Source organism: Alloyangia pacifica (assembly GCF_020524285.1).
In the GTDB taxonomy this organism is placed as follows: Bacteria; Pseudomonadota; Alphaproteobacteria; order Rhodobacterales; family Rhodobacteraceae; genus Salipiger; species Salipiger pacificus_B.
The window spans coordinates 636,677-650,764 of the sequence record NZ_JAIVKX010000002.1 but is presented as its reverse complement, the minus strand read 5'-3'; the positions used below and the strand labels follow the sequence as shown (position 1 = coordinate 650,764).

15 protein-coding genes are annotated in these 14,088 nt (G+C 69.7%); 4 read left to right on the top strand and 11 right to left on the bottom strand.

Annotation, left to right across the window (positions count from 1 at the left end; translation table 11 throughout):
• Positions 1-25 precede the first annotated feature (25 nt).
• The 6 genes from LC039_RS03905 to LC039_RS03880 form a co-directional block, all read right to left on the bottom strand.
• Positions 26-1,474, bottom strand: coding sequence for an aldehyde dehydrogenase (locus tag LC039_RS03905; protein WP_226621740.1), 1,449 nt, complete (start codon positions 1,472-1,474; stop codon positions 26-28).
• Positions 1,475-1,493: 19 nt separating this feature from the next.
• Positions 1,494-2,228 carry an ABC transporter ATP-binding protein gene (locus tag LC039_RS03900; RefSeq protein ID WP_226621739.1) on the bottom strand — a complete coding sequence of 245 codons (735 nt, stop codon included), beginning with the start codon at positions 2,226-2,228 and terminating at the stop codon, positions 1,494-1,496.
• Positions 2,221-2,949, bottom strand: coding sequence for an ABC transporter ATP-binding protein (locus LC039_RS03895; protein WP_226621738.1), 729 nt, complete (start codon positions 2,947-2,949; stop codon positions 2,221-2,223). The genes LC039_RS03900 and LC039_RS03895 overlap by 8 nt, the downstream gene beginning before the upstream one ends.
• Positions 2,946-3,893: a branched-chain amino acid ABC transporter permease gene (locus tag LC039_RS03890; RefSeq protein ID WP_226621737.1), complete on the bottom strand. Its 948-nt coding sequence runs from the start codon at positions 3,891-3,893 to the stop codon at positions 2,946-2,948. Before LC039_RS03890 ends, LC039_RS03895 begins: the two co-directional genes overlap by 4 nt.
• A 4-nt stretch (positions 3,894-3,897) precedes the next feature.
• On the bottom strand, positions 3,898-4,770 hold the full coding sequence (locus tag LC039_RS03885; RefSeq protein WP_226621736.1) for a branched-chain amino acid ABC transporter permease: 873 nt from the start codon (positions 4,768-4,770) through the stop codon (positions 3,898-3,900).
• An 80-nt stretch (positions 4,771-4,850) separates the two neighbouring features.
• Positions 4,851-6,065: an amino acid ABC transporter substrate-binding protein gene (locus LC039_RS03880; RefSeq protein ID WP_226621735.1), complete on the bottom strand. Its 1,215-nt coding sequence runs from the start codon at positions 6,063-6,065 to the stop codon at positions 4,851-4,853.
• 176 nt (positions 6,066-6,241) lie between these two features.
• On the opposite strand from LC039_RS03880, the gene LC039_RS03875 reads away from it, so the two are divergent.
• Complete coding sequence (locus tag LC039_RS03875; protein ID WP_226621734.1) at positions 6,242-7,108, top strand: helix-turn-helix transcriptional regulator; 867 nt, start codon at positions 6,242-6,244, stop codon at positions 7,106-7,108.
• A 194-nt stretch (positions 7,109-7,302) separates the two neighbouring features.
• Here the strand turns inward: LC039_RS03875 and LC039_RS03870 are convergent, their stop codons facing one another.
• The 5 genes from LC039_RS03870 to LC039_RS03850 form a co-directional block, all read right to left on the bottom strand.
• On the bottom strand, positions 7,303-8,352 hold the full coding sequence (locus LC039_RS03870) for a dihydropteroate synthase (RefSeq protein WP_226621733.1): 1,050 nt from the start codon (positions 8,350-8,352) through the stop codon (positions 7,303-7,305).
• Positions 8,353-8,389: 37 nt separating this feature from the next.
• Positions 8,390-9,040 carry an HAD family hydrolase gene (locus LC039_RS03865; protein ID WP_226621732.1) on the bottom strand — a complete coding sequence of 217 codons (651 nt, stop codon included), beginning with the start codon at positions 9,038-9,040 and terminating at the stop codon, positions 8,390-8,392.
• A gap of 39 nt (positions 9,041-9,079) precedes the next feature.
• On the bottom strand, positions 9,080-10,000 hold the full coding sequence (locus LC039_RS03860; protein ID WP_226621731.1) for a methylenetetrahydrofolate reductase: 921 nt from the start codon (positions 9,998-10,000) through the stop codon (positions 9,080-9,082).
• Entirely contained in the window at positions 9,997-10,338 is a 342-nt protein-coding gene (locus LC039_RS03855; RefSeq protein WP_226621730.1) for a virulence factor, read from the bottom strand. Before LC039_RS03855 ends, LC039_RS03860 begins: the two co-directional genes overlap by 4 nt.
• 117 nt (positions 10,339-10,455) lie before the next feature.
• Positions 10,456-11,346, bottom strand: a complete 891-nt coding sequence (locus LC039_RS03850; protein ID WP_226621729.1) for a hypothetical protein — start codon at positions 11,344-11,346, stop codon at positions 10,456-10,458.
• A 184-nt stretch (positions 11,347-11,530) separates the two neighbouring features.
• Here LC039_RS03850 and LC039_RS03845 point away from each other — a divergent pair, with 184 nt between their 5' ends.
• The 3 genes from LC039_RS03845 to LC039_RS03835 all read left to right on the top strand — a co-directional run bounded on the left by LC039_RS03845 (position 11,531) and on the right by LC039_RS03835 (position 14,009).
• Complete coding sequence (locus LC039_RS03845; protein WP_226621728.1) at positions 11,531-12,643, top strand: Ppx/GppA phosphatase family protein; 1,113 nt, start codon at positions 11,531-11,533, stop codon at positions 12,641-12,643.
• 92 nt (positions 12,644-12,735) lie between these two features.
• Positions 12,736-13,452 (top strand): RlmE family RNA methyltransferase, encoded by a 717-nt coding sequence (locus tag LC039_RS03840; protein WP_226621727.1) that lies wholly within the window; start codon positions 12,736-12,738, stop codon positions 13,450-13,452.
• Positions 13,453-13,535: 83 nt separating this feature from the next.
• Entirely contained in the window at positions 13,536-14,009 is a 474-nt protein-coding gene (locus LC039_RS03835; protein ID WP_226621726.1) for a lipocalin, read from the top strand.
• The last annotated feature ends 79 nt before the right edge of the window (positions 14,010-14,088 follow it).

The window sequence follows — 14,088 nt, the reverse complement described above, 5'->3', positions numbered from 1 at the left end:
TCAACCGATCAGACCGCTCCTCCGGTCAGATCGGGTAGTGCAGATCCCCGTCCTGCGTGGTCATCCAGCGCAGTTCGGTGAACTCGGCGACTCCCCACGTGCCGCCAAAGCGACCGTAGCCTGAATCCTTCACGCCGCCGAAGGGCATTTGCGCCTCGTCATGCACGGTTGGTCCGTTGACGTGGCAAATACCACTCTCGATGCGCCGGGCGACCGCCATGGCGCGGGCCTGGTCGCGGCCGAAGACCGCGGCGGACAGGCCAAACTCGCTCTCGTTGGCCACACGCACCGCCTCGTCGACGCTGCCGACGCGGATGATCGAGGCCACCGGGCCGAAGCTCTCCTCGGCGTAGAGGCGCATCTGCGGGGTCACGCCATCCAGCGCCGCGGCGTTGAGGATGGTGCCCGAGCCGCCGCCGCCGATCAGCCGCGCGCCCTTCTGCACGGCGTCCTCGATGAGGTCGCGGATGCGGTCGGCGGCGCCCATGTTCACGAGGCTGCCGAGCGGCGCCTTGCCCTCGCGCGGATCGCCCGCGGTGAGGCTTTCGACCTTCTCGGCAAAGGCCGCGACGAAGGCGTCGGCGATCTCGTCCATGACGATGATGCGCTCCGTCGACATGCAGATCTGGCCCTGGTTCATGTAGGCGCCAAAGCCCGCGGCCGCGACGGCGGCGGGGATATCGGCGTCATCCAGCACGATGAACGGTGCCTTGCCGCCCAGCTCCAGCAGCGAGGGCTTGAGGTGGCGGGCCGAGAGCTCGGCGACTATGCGGCCGACGCGGGTCGAACCGGTGAAGTTTACCCGGCGCACGGCGGGGTGGGCGATCAGCGTCTCGACCAGCTCGGGCGCATCCTCGGGCGCGTTGGAGATGGCATTGACCACGCCCTTCGGCAGGCCCGCCTCCGAGACCGCTTCGAGGATCAGCGCATGGGTGCGCGGGCACAGCTCCGAGGTCTTCATCACCACGGTGTTGCCGCAGGCCAGCGGCGTGGCGATCGAGCGCACGCCGAGGATCACCGGCGCGTTCCACGGCGCCATGGCCAGCACCACGCCCGCCGGCTGGCGCACGGCATAGGCCGTGGAGCCGGGGCGGTTCGAGGGCACGATCTCGCCCTTGATCTGCGTCGTCAGGCTGGCGGCTTCCAGCAGCATGTCGGCGGCGAGCATGACGTTGAACCGGGCCCAGGCCTCGGTTGCGCCGATTTCGGCCTTCATGGCGGCGACGATGTCGTCCCCGCGTGCGGCGAGCGCCTCGGAGGCCTTGATCAGCAGCTTGCGGCGCTGGCCGGGGGCCACCGCGGCCCACTCGGGGAAGGCCGCGGCGGCGGCATCCACCGCGCGGATCGCATCGGCCTTGCTGGCGGCGGCGGCGCGGGTGGCGAGCTCGCCGCTCACCGGGTTGGCGCGTTCGAATTCGCGGCTGTCCTCGGCGGGGACGTGTTCGCCGTCGATAAAGAGGTTGAGGCTGTCCATGCCTGTCCGTCTCCTTGGGTCAGTTCAATTCGTTTTCAAGCGGCTCGGTCGTGCCGCCCAGGAAGGCGCGTTGCACCGCCGTGTCGGTCTGCAGCTCCGCGGCGCTGCCGCCGCCCACCACGCGCCCGGCTTCCAGCAGGTAGCCGCGGGTGGCGAGCGCGAGGCTGGCGCGCACGTTCTGTTCCACGATGAGCAGGGTGAGCCCGGTCTCGCGGATGCGACCAAGCGCGGCAAACACCTCCTTGGTCACGATCGGCGCAAGGCCGAGGCTCGGCTCGTCGAGCAGCAGCAGGTCTGGGTTCGACATCAGCGCGCGGGCGATGGCGACCATCTGCTGCTCGCCGCCCGACATGGTGCCCACGAGCTGCTTCTGCCGCTCGGCGAGGCGCGGGAAGAGCTCCAGAACCTCGCGGCGGCGCGCGTCGGCCCCGCCGCGGGCGCGGGCGGGGTGGCAGCCGAGCGCGAGGTTGTCGGCCACGCTCATGCGGGCAAAGATGCCGCGCCCTTCGGGGACCAGCGCGATGCCGCGCTCGACGATCTCATGCGCGGGCACCTGCGCCAGATCCTGGCCCTCGTGGCTGATCACGCCGGAGGCCGGGCGAACCACGCCGCCCACCGCCTTCAGCAGCGAGGATTTCCCCGCGCCGTTGGCGCCGAGGATCACCACGCATTCGCCCTTGTCCACCGCCATGCTCACCCCGCCAAGCGCCGTGTGCTTGCCGTAGGTGATGCGCAGGTTGTCGATCTCAAGCATCCTCTTCTCCCAGGTAGGCGGCGACCACATGCGGGTCCGACAGGACCTCGTTCGTGGCGCCGTCGGCGATCAGCGTGCCGGAGTTCATCACAGCGCAGCGCGGGCAGAGCGCGCGCACCGCGTCCATGATGTGCTCGACCATGATGATGGTGATGCCGGTCTGCTCCAGCTCTCGGATGAGCCTTATGCCCTCGTGCAGCTCGGTCGGGTTGAGCCCGGCCAGCCACTCGTCGAGCAGCAGCAGCTTCGGGGCCGAGGCCAGCGCGCGCGCCAGCTCGAGCCGCTTCTGGTCGATGTAGGTCAGCTCCGAGGCCTGCTGCCCGGCGCGGGCGTGGAGCCCCACCATGTCGAGGCACTCGGCCACCTGCGTCTTCAGCGCGCGGCCCCAGAGTCGGTCCGGGCCGAAGGCGGCCGGGACCATGACGTTCTCTTCCAGCGTCAGCGACGGCAGGATCTTCACCAGCTGGAAGGTCCGCGCCACGCCCGACTTCGCGATGCGATGGGGCGGGGCGCCGGTCATGTCCTTGCCGGCTATGAGCAGCGCGCCCTCCGAGGATTTCAGCGCCCCGGAGATCAGATTCATCAGGGTGGTCTTGCCCGAGCCGTTCGGGCCGAGCAGCCCCAGGACCTCGCCGCGCTTGACGGTGAGCGAGACGCCGTTCACCGCCGTCAGCCCGCCGAACCGCTTGGTCAGCCCTTGGGTTTCCAGAAGCACGCTCATGCGTTCGCCTCCTTTGCCGGTTTGGGGGCCGAGGTGCCGTTGCCTTCCTTGCCGCGGTGGCGGAAGCGCTCCAGCGCGGCCAGCACACCGTCGGGCAGGGCGTAGACCACCGCCATGAACATCAGCCCCAGCAGGATCGAGAAGTGATCCGGGAAGCGCGCCGAAAGCCATTCGAAGAGCAGGAACAGCGGCACCGCGCCACAGAGCGGACCCCAGAGCCGCGTGGCCCCGCCAAGCAGCGCCATGATCACCGTCAGGAAACTGACCGTCGGGTTGAAGACGATCGAGGGTTCCACATAGACCCAGCGCGGGGCCTGGATCGCGCCGACCAGCGTGATGATCGTCGAGGAGGCGACGAAGAGCACCAGCTTGGTGCGGGCAAGGTTGATCCCCGAGTGTGCCGCCACGGTCTCGTCGTCGCCGATCACCCGCAGCGCGAGGCCGAGGCGCGAGCGCCGGATCCAGGCCGAGAGCGCCAGCGTCGCCGCGCCGAGCGCGAGCAGCTGCCAGTAGATGTGCTTGGCTTCCAGGTCGAGGAAGATGTAGCGGCCCAGCGTGCCGGTCACGTTGACCTCGAACCAGGTGATGAGCTGGCGCACCAGCTCGGCGAGGCCGAAGGTGAAGATCACGAAGTAGATGCCCGCGAGGCGCAGCGTCGAGAGGCCGACCAGCAGCGCCATCGTGGCGCCGATCCCGGCGGCGGCAAGCAGCACCAGCGGGTAGGGCAGCACCTCGTTCAGCACCGCGACCGTGTAGGCGCCGACGCCGAAGAAGGCGACCGTGGCCAGCGAGATGTAGCGCGTCGGTCCCGAGAACATCGCCCAGGAGGTGGCCAGCGTCACGTAGCCCGCGAGGCCCACCAGCATGCCGGTGCCATAGTCGCCGAAGACCATCGGCAGGACCGCGAGCGCCGCGAGACCGAGGGCGGAAAGGATGTACATCATGGTCTCAGCCTCCCGCCTTGCCGAAGAGCCCGGTCGGCCGCCAGAGCAGCACGGCAAGGAACATCGTGTAGGTCGCGGCCATGGTCAGCCCGGGGTCGATGAAGGCGGCGACGAATGTCTCGGCAAGCCCGAGCAGCAGGCCCGCGATCAGCGCGCCGAGGATATTGCCGACGCCGCCCATGATCACGACGATCAGCGCCTTCATGGTGAAGACCACGCCGTCGGTCGCCGAGAAGGTCTGGAACATCGAGACCAGCGCCCCCCCGGCGGCGGCCAGCGCCCCGCCGAGCGCAAAGCCCTGGCGGCCCAGCTTGTTGACGTCGATGCCCACCAGGTAGGCCGAGCCCGGTGCCAGCGCCACGGCGCGCAGCGCGCGGCCCCAGCGGGTGCGGATCAGCACGGCGTAGAGCCCGAAGCCGAGCGCCAGCGACACCACGAAGGCGATCAGCCGGTTGGCGGCGATGGTGGTGCCGAGGATGCCGATGCCGCGGTCGAGATAGCTGTAGGAGGTGAAATCGCTGCCGAAGGTGACCAGCATCAGCCCCTGCACGACGAAGAGCAGGCCGAAGGTGGCGAGGATCGTGTCGACCTCGAGCCGGCCTCCGCCGCCCGAGCGCTTGATCAGCGGGCGCATCATGACGGAGTGGATGATCCAGCCGAGCGCGTAGCCCAGCGGCACGACGACCAGCAGCCCCCAGAGCGGGCCGAGGCCCCAGCTGGTGAACATCATGGTCACCGCGAAACAGGCGAGCAGCATGAACTCGCCATAGGCGAGGTTCATGATCCGGGCGATGCCGTACTGGAGCGACAGACCCAGCGCGAGAAGCGCGTAGGTGCCGCCGAGCACGAGCCCGAGAAAGAGAGTTGAAAGAAACATCTAGCGTCCCAGTTCGGATACCGTTGCGGGTATCTGGGCGGGGCGGGCGCAAGGCCCGCCACCGCGATTTACCAAGTGGTTTACCATTCGGGCTTCGGGATGACCGGGGCGGCCGCGCCGTCGCGGTCCGCCGGGCTGACGGCAACGAAGTGCTCGCCTTGCCACTGGCCGACCCACCACAGCTTGCGCAGCTGGTTGTCCTCGAGCGTCACCTCGCCGATCACCGTGTCGAAGGTGCCGGTGGAGATTTCCGCTGCCAGCGCCTCGTGGTCGAGGCCGACGCGTTTCACCGCCTCCTCCAGCATTTCCAGCGAGGCGTAGGTGATGGCGCTCGCCCAGCTGTCCGGCGGGTTGCCGATGACCTCGGTGTGCTTGGCGAAATACTCCTCGACCGCCGGGCTCATCGCGTCGACGCCGCCGATCGACATGACGCCTTCCTGCTTGCCTTCGGTGATCTTGCCGTAGATCGGGAAGGCGCCGCCGACGCCGATGTAGAAGACCTTGGGGTTGTAGCCCGTGGTCATAGTCTGCTTGGTCACGCCGAAGCTGCCCGGCGGGTAGGAGAAGGCGACAAAGCTGTCGGCGCCCGAGCCCTGCACCTCGTTGAGGATGGCGGCGAAGTCCGACGTGCCGAGCGGGTAGCTCTCGTCGTAGACCAACTCGAAGCCGGCCTCCTCGAAGGCCGGGCGGGCGGCCTTGACCAGGTCGATGCCGAAGCCGTCGGCGACCGAGATCATCGCGACCTTGTCGTTGATCGTGCCGGCCTCCTTGGCGGCGGCCAGCGTCTCGACCAGCGCGGTGGCGTAGTCGTGCCCGCCGCCGAGCATCCAGAACGAGCGGTCCCAGCGCTTGGCGAACTCGGGGGCCATGTCGGTCACCGAGGTCACCGCGAGCTGCGGGTAGCCGAAGCGGTCCATCAGCGGCGCGATGGCGAGGTTGCCGCCGGTGCCCCAGGGCGGCAGGATCAGGTCGACCTTGTCCTGCGTGGCGAGCCGCTCGATGGCCCGCACGAGGTCTTCTGCGCTGGAGCGGTCGTCGTATTCCACCACCTCGATCGGGCGGCGGGTTCCATCGGGCATCTCGAGGCCGCCGGCCTCGTTCACCTCTTTCACCCAGAGCTCGTAGTTGGGGATGGTGGTGATGCCCGCGCCGGTGGCGTTGGGGCCGGATTTGGAGACGGCGTAGCCGATGGTGACCGGCTCTTCCTGCGCGGCGAGCGGCGTGCTCAGCGCCAGCGCCGAGACCATAGCAAGCGGCAGGGCGCGCAGCACGGCGCGCCTCGTGTTCTGTGACATGTTGTCCTCCCGTTTGATGCGTTTGCAGCATCGCGTTGCGCCACACGCGTCCCTCTCCCCGAGGCGTCCTGTGGCGGGTGACGAAAAAGGTATCTGAAAAACTCGTTGATAAAATGCACGTATGCGGGGATGAATTGTACTTATAAGCCACAAAGCGCGCACAATTCATGAGCACGATGAAAACTTTCCCCCTGCGGCCCGCGGCCCACCACGGCATCACCGCCCATGAGATCCGCAGCCCGCTGGCGGAGACCAGCTATAGCCTGCGTGCCGAAAGCGCCTGCCTGCTGGTGCTGCAGTCGGGTCGCGGCCGGGTGCCCGGCGACGACCGCGACCTGTCCATCGAGGCGCCGCGATTCGTCTGGCTGGCGCCGGGGCGGAACGGGATCCTGCGGCTCTCGCCGGGGTGCCGCGGCGAGCTGGTGCAGCTCACCAAGGGCGCGCTGTCGCGGGTGCTGCCGGGCTCGGCCTTCGGCGACGAGCTGAGCCAGGTGCTGAGTGCCGATCTCTCGGTGCCCCTGGGAGACGAGCGCGAGCGGGTGGTGCGGCGGCTGGCCGAACTGCGCGAGGAACTGGCCGAGAGCGCGCCGGGGGTGGAGATCATGGCCGGGCACATGCTGTCGATGCTGCTGGTGCAGCTCTGGCGCGGCGTGAAGGAAGGCCGGGCGCGGCCCGACGTGGCGACGGGCGGGCTGGTGCAGGGCTTCGTGCAGCTCGCGGGCCTGCACCTGCGCGAGCATTGGGAGGTGGGGGACTATGCCCGCGCGCTCGGCGTGTCGCGGGACCGGCTCTCGGGCGCGGTGCGCCGGGCCACCGGACGCTCGCCGCAGGCCTGGCTGCATGAGGCGCTGCACCGCGAGGCGGCGGAGCTGCTGACCAACTCGGGTCTGCAGGTGGCGCAGGTTGGGTTCCGGCTGGGATTCTCGGACCCGGCCTATTTCAACAGGTTTTTCAAACGGATGGAGGGCGTTCCTCCAAGCCGGTTCCGGCGCCGCATGGCCAAGCGCAGCGCGCCGGCGACGTCTTATGCGGCCTGGCCCTAGGGCGCCGCGTTTGTTCCGGCAGGGCGCGGGGCGACCAGCCGCGGGTCGCGCCAGACCCTCTCCTGGGAGGGCGCATCTGCGAGCTCTGTCTCAGCGCGCCCCTTGTCCGGGCTTGAGGGATGAAGCGCCTCAAACATGCGGTGCAACGCGCCCACCCGGGGTCGGGCGCGCCGCGCATCTCTGAGGCGAAGAGGTCAAGCCCGCCGCCGCCGACCGCCGCGGCGCCCGCCACGGGCCTCGCTGCCAGCGTCCTCGCCCTTGTTCATCGCGATCCAGGCGGTGCCGTGCGGATCCTGGTTCACCAGGAAGTTCGCGGCGCGGATCGCCATCATCTCGGCGCCGGGACCGGCGGTCATCGACCCGAGTCCGAAAAGCCGCACGAAGTCGGCATCCTCCAGCGGCGGCAGCATCACCCCGGCGGCCTCCAACTCGGCCTTCTTCGCGGCGATCTTGCTCTGCGTCACCGGCATGGCCACGGGATTCATGATCGCCGAGGTCATCCCCGCGCCGATCGCCATGGGCAGGAAGGCGGTGTTGATCCCGTGCCGGTTGGGCAGGCCGAAGGAGATGTTCGACGCGCCGCAGGTGGTGTTCACCCCCAGCTCCTCGCGCAGCCGCCGCACCAGCGCAAAGACCTGCTGGCCGGCGCTGGCCATGGCTCCGACCGGCATTACCAGCGGATCGACCACGATGTCATGCGCGGGGATGCCGAAATCCGCCGCGCGCTCAACGATCTTGCGGGCCACGGCGAAGCGCACGTCGGGATCCTCGGAAATGCCGGTGTCGTCGTTGGAGATCGCCACCACCGGGACGTTGTACTTCTTCACCAGCGGCAGCACCCGTTCCAGACGCTCCTCCTCGCCGGTGACCGAGTTCAGCAGGGGGCGACCCTCGGCGGCTTCGAGCCCGGCCTCGAGCGCGCCGGGCACCGAGCTGTCGATGCAGAGCGGCACGTCCACGTTGGCCTGCACCAGCTCGATCATCTGCCGCATCAGCGGCGGCTCGGTGACGTTCGGATCGGGGTTTGAGTTGTAGACCACGCCCGCGTTCACATCGAGCACCGCCGCCCCCGCCGCCACCTGCGCCAGCGCATCCGTGACCACGGTGGAGAAATCGCCCGCCTCCAGCTCGGCCGCCAGCTTCTTGCGGCCGGTGGGGTTGATCCGCTCGCCGATGACGCAGAAGGGCGCGTCGAAGCCCATGATCACGGTGCGGGTCTTCGACTCGAGAACGGTGCGGGTCATGGGCTCTCCTCCCTTGGGTGTGGTCGTATGGGGCTGTCTATTCCAGTCTGCTCAGCAGCTCTGCGAGCGCGGGGTCGGTGTAATCGGTGATCACGGTCTGCGCCCCGGCGGCGCGCAGCTGGTCGGCGCTCAGGCCGGACGACAGGATGCCGACCGCATGGGCGCCGGAGCCGGCGGCGGCGCGCATCCCCGAGGGGCTGTCCTCGAAGGCGATGCATTCCTGCGGCGCGACATCGAAGGCGCGCATGGCGGCGAGATAGGGTTCGGGGTCGGGCTTGGCGCGGGCGCATTCGTCGCCGATCACCAGCAGCTCGAAGCTGTCACGCAGGCCGATGGCGCCCAGCATCGCCTCGGCATTGACGCGCGGCGCGTTGGTCACCACCGCGATGCGCCAGCCCTTGGACCGCGCCGCGGCGATGAGCGCGAGCGCGCCCGGCATCGGCGCGTGGCCGTCCTCGAGCTTGTCGCGGAAACGCGCTTCCTTGAGGTCGGACAGGCTCTGGGCGTCCTCGCCCGGAAACAGCTCGGGGAAGGCGTCGAGATTGTGCCGCCCGTGGATGTCCGAGAGGTACCCTGCCTCGGTCAGCTCGCGGCCGCGCTCGGCGTAGAGCCCTTGGAAGACCTCGAAATGCAGCGGGTCCGAGTGGAGAAGTGTGCCGTCGAGATCGAAGAGGAGTGCCTTGATCATGCCTGTCCCTTGCGCGTTGCTGGTCGGCGGCGCGGCCCCTCAGACGGCGCGGGCGGCCGGCTGCGCGGCATCGCCGCCGTGGCGGGCGGCCCATGCCGCGGCGGCAGGGATGCCCCCCAGCGGGAAGAGATGCAACTGCGCAATGGGCAGATCGGGCTCGGCGGCGCAGGCGCGGGCGATCTCGGCGACGAACTCGGTGGGCTCGTAGGGCAGCATCAGCTTGCTGACGTCGCGGGCCCGCTTCTGCAGCACCTTGAGCGAAGGGCCGACACCGCAGGTGACGGCAAAGCGGATCAGCGTCTGCAACTTGGCCGGGCCGGCGATCCCGAGGTGGACGGGCAGGGCGATGCCCTCGGCGCGCAGGCGGCGGGCCCAGGCCAGCACCGGCGCGGCATCAAAGGCAAACTGCGTGACCAGCGCCATCTGCGCATCGCTGCGGTCGGAGAAATCCTGCTTCCAGCGCAGCGCCTGCAGCACCGCGCGGTCCGAGCCGTCGGGGTCGATGTCGCGGTTGCCCTCGGGATGGCCGGCGACGTGCAGCCGGGTGAAGCCGGCGCGGTCGAACAGCCCGGTCTCGAGCAGCTGCATCGAGCTGTGGAAGTCGCCGCGCGGCCGGGGAATGCCACCGGCGAGGATCAGCCCCTGGGTCACCCCGGCCTCGCCCTGGTAGCGAGCGATCCAGTCGGCGAGCGCGGCGGCAGAGGGGATCGAGCGGGCGGGGAAATGCGGCATGACGCAAAAGCCCTCGTCCGACAGGCGCGCGGCGGTGGCCACCATGTCCTCGATCGGCGTGCCGTCGATATGGGCGATGTAGACGCGGGTGCCGGCGGGCAGCAGGGCGCGGAAGTCGGCGACCTGCGCCGCGGTGCGCGGCGTCACCTCGATCGAGTAGCCCTCGAGCGCGGTCGGCGGCAGGTGCGGTGCGGCGGGGCGCGGGCGTCGGAAGTTGAGCAGCGTCATCTGGGTCCTTTCCCCTCGGCGGGGCGCTCGGCCCAGCCGTCCTGATTCACCAGCGCCGCAAGGCGCTCGGGTCCGTACTCCTCGTCGAGCCGCGCGGCCAGCGCCTCGGCGATCTGCTGCGCGGCGCCCTGTGCAGCCTCGCCCTGCCGATCCGGGGCGGGGGCCCGGCGCCAGGCGGCGAGATAGGCGTCGCTCTCGCGGGCGCCGCTGCGCATGGCGGCGCGGTCGATGGCGGCCTCGAACCGTGCGGGGAGCACCGCCTTGGCCGCGCGCCGCCCGGAGCCGGCGATCACCTGCGCGGGGATGTCGCGCCAGTAGAGGATGGTGATCTGAGACATGCTGCCGGGGTCCGCAAGGCCTGTTTCTTACAGTCTAGTCGCCACGCGGCGTCCGGCGGGGTCGGTTTTCGACGGCATGGCGCCCGTGAGCGACGCCGGCACGAGGCAGGGGCGGGCTCAGCGCAGGGTGACGCCCTGCATGGCGCGCAGCCGCTCCAGGTCGGCACGGTAGCGGGCGCGCTGCGCTTCGAGCGTTTCCTCGGGCAGGTCAATGAGCGGGCGCGGCGGAATGGCCCGCGCGTGGTGACGGATGATCGCCGCAACTTCGTCGCGGCTCAGCTTCTGCCCGTCGCGATGCGCCGCGAGCAGGGCGAAGCAGGCGGCATCCCCGGCGCTGAAGTTGACCGGCGCGTCCGGCTCGCGCCATCCGGTCTCGGGCATCTCGGGACAGAGCGCGCGCAGCAGGGCGGTTCGGCTGGGGCGGTCCTCGTGGCGCAGCAGGAGGATTTCCTCGGGCTCCAGCGCCGCGCGGATGTCGGCGACCAGCTCGGGCCAGCCGCGAGGCGCGGGCCAGATGTCGCGGGCATAGTCCTCGAAGGGCTGCAACGCGCGGAACTCCAGCCGCTTGCGGTAGACCGAGATCGCCTGCGCCTCGTAGCTGCGCAGCACCAGCACCACCCGCCGCACCGGCGCGTCGAGATGCGCGCGCAGGAAGGCGAGCCGCGGCCCGGCGGCGGGATAGGGACGCTTCGAGATCACCGCGTTGAGCCCGCCGATCAGGTTCTCTTCGGAGATCAGCACGGCGGGGTGGCGGTTCAGTCCCGCACGGCGCAGCCTGCGCGCCAGCTGGCGGCCATGGCGCCGCATCTCTTCGGTGCCGAAGTGCCGCGGCGGCGGCAGGCGCAGGCGCAGGGTCTCGCCGCCGGCGCCGTCGCGGTTGGAAAAGGCGGCGTGCAGGCCGCAGTCCCCGAGGCGCGGCAGATTCGCCGCGAGGAACTGCTGGAACGCCCCGGTGCCGGTGCGATGCAGGCCGAGGTGCAGGTAGATGCCGGGGGGCAGATCACACATCACGCGGGAACTCGGCAGGGGCAAAAAGACGGGCAGGCGCGGGCAGTCCGGGCGCCGCTCCGACCCTACTCACGGGTCGCTCAAATTATCAAGCGAAGCGCCCGCCACGGGCGGGAGAGTCCTTGCCTCCGGATGATGCGCCGCGTATCGTGAGCGCAACTAGATATACGGAAAGGCGCAGAACATGGCGCCAAGGCGTCCCAGAGGTGCGGGCGCTTTCCCGAAACCGGTCGAGAGCCCCGCGCCGAACAAACCCGATCCAAATGCGCTCTACGCGGCGCTGGATCTGGGGACCAACAGTTGTCGCATGCTGATTGCCCAGCCCAAGGGCAGCCAGTTCCATGTGGTCGACTCGTTTTCCAAGTCCGTCCAGCTCGGCCACGGGCTCGAGCGAAGCGGGCGGCTTTCGCGTGCCTCGATGGCACGTACCGTCGCCGCGCTGCGCGTCTGTCAGCAGAAGATCCGCCGCCACGAGGTGACCCGGATGCGGCTGGTGGCGACCGAGGCCTGCCGCAGGGCGAAGAATTCCCGCGACTTCATCCGCCAGATCAAGCGCGAGACCGGCCTCGAGATGGAGATCATCCAGCCCGAGGAGGAGGCCCGCCTGGCGGTGATCTCCTGTGCGCCGCTGGTTTCGACGCGCACCGAGCAACTGCTGGTGGTAGATATCGGCGGCGGCTCGACCGAGCTGGTGTGGATCGACCTCTCGTCGGTGCCGCACCGCGACCGGCCGCGGGCGATCATGCGGCTGCATTCGGGCTTCCACCCGCCCGAGAGCCCGTTTCCGGCGGCCAAGGTGGTCGACTGGATCTCGGTGCCTCTGGGCGTGGCAACGCTGCGCGACCAGTTCAACGACGTGCAGGACGATGCCGCGCGCTACGCGCTGATGAGCTGGTTCTTCGAGGAGAACCTGTCGGAATTCGCGCCCTACAAGGACGCGCAGAGCCGCGAGGGCTTCCAGATCATCGGCACCTCGGGCACGGTGACCACCGTGGCGGCCTCGCACCTGGGGCTGCGGCGCTACGACCGCACGAAGGTCGACGGGCTGCGCATGTCCTCGGACCAGATCGAGGCGGTGATCGGCAAGTACCTGGAAATGGGCCCGGCCGGGCGCCGCCGCGATCCGCGCATCGGCCAGGACAGGCAGGCGCTGATCATGTCCGGCGCGGCGATCCTGCAGGCGCTGCTGCGGGTCTGGCCGACCGACCGGCTGTCGGTGGCCGACCGCGGCCTGCGCGAGGGGCTGCTCTACGCGCAGATGTCGGTGGATGGCGTTCTCGAAGACGGGCCGTTATAGGGGCGGCGAAACCCAAGGAAGCGGGGGCGCTGCCCCCGTCCGCCGCTGGCGGACTCCCCCGGGATATTTGCATCTAGACGAAGAGCGGGACGATGGCGAAGAAACCTGACGGCAAGAACACATCGGGACGTGGCCAGCGCGACCTCAAGGTCAAGGTGAAGTCGGCGCGCGGGCGCAAGCTCAGCTCGACCCGCTGGCTGCAGCGGCAGCTCAACGATCCCTACGTGAAGCGCGCGCAGGCCGAGGGCTACCGCGGCCGCGCCGCCTTCAAGATCCTCGAGCTGGACGAGAAGTACCGGTTCCTCGTGCCCGGCGCGCGGGTGGTCGACCTCGGCTGCGCCCCCGGCGGCTGGTGCCAGGTGGCGGTGCCGCGGGTCAATGCACTCGGCGAGAAGAAGGGGAAGGCGATCGGCACCGTGCTCGGGGTCGACCTGCAGGAGGTGACGCCGATCGCCGGCGCCGAGATCCACCAGCTCGACTTCATGGAGGACGGCGCCGACGACAAGGTCAAGGAATGGCTCGGCGGCAAGGCTGACGTGGTCATGTCCGACATGGCGGCGGCCTCCTCGGGGCACAAGCAGACCGACCACCTGCGGATCATCGCGCTCTGCGAGGCGGCGGCCTATCTCGCCTTCGACGTGCTCGAGGAGGGCGGCACCTTCGTCGCCAAGGTCCTCGCGGGCGGCGCCGAGGGCTCGCTGCAGCAGATCCTCAAGCAGCGCTTCGACAAGGTGGCGAACGTGAAGCCGCCGGCAAGCCGCTCGGATTCGTCGGAAAAATTCGTCGTCGCGACGGGTTTCCGGGGCTGATCTCCGCCGGTCCCGGCGTGTCCCGCTTGCGCCGGGCGCAGGGGTCCGACAGGCTCTGCCGCAGGTTTCGGGAGAGTCTTTCTATGCCCCTGTGGTCGTTTCGTGTGTCCTTTGCCGCGCGGCTCGCGCCGCTGCTTCTGGCCGCCTGTGCCGCCAAGGCGCCGCCCGCGCCGGTGGATATCCCGCTGCGCAACCCGACCGCCCCGGTCGGCTCCCAGGCCGATGCGCATCTGGCGCGGCTGCAGGGCAATTGGACGGTGACCGAAGGCGCGGGCATGCCGCCCGGTGCACGCATCGAGATCGGGCCTTCGGACTTGCGCGTGAACGGGGTGGCGCTGCCGCTGCGGGAAGAGGCGCAGGGACGGCTGCGGGTCGGAGACGAGCTGCTCTGGGTGCATTGGATCGACGCCGACGACCGCACCGCAGCCATCGGCGAGCCGGGCGGCGGCCGGGTCTGGATCATGGACCGGAATGGCACCCCCGGCGAACGGCGCACCGCGGCGCGGGAGATCCTCTCGTGGTACGGCTACGATCTGTCGCGCATGAGCGGCGGCTGACGCGACCGCAGCGGCTTTTCTTGCGGCAAACGCCGGGCTTGCAGGGGTAAAAGCCGATTTTTGCTAGTAATTTGCGGGC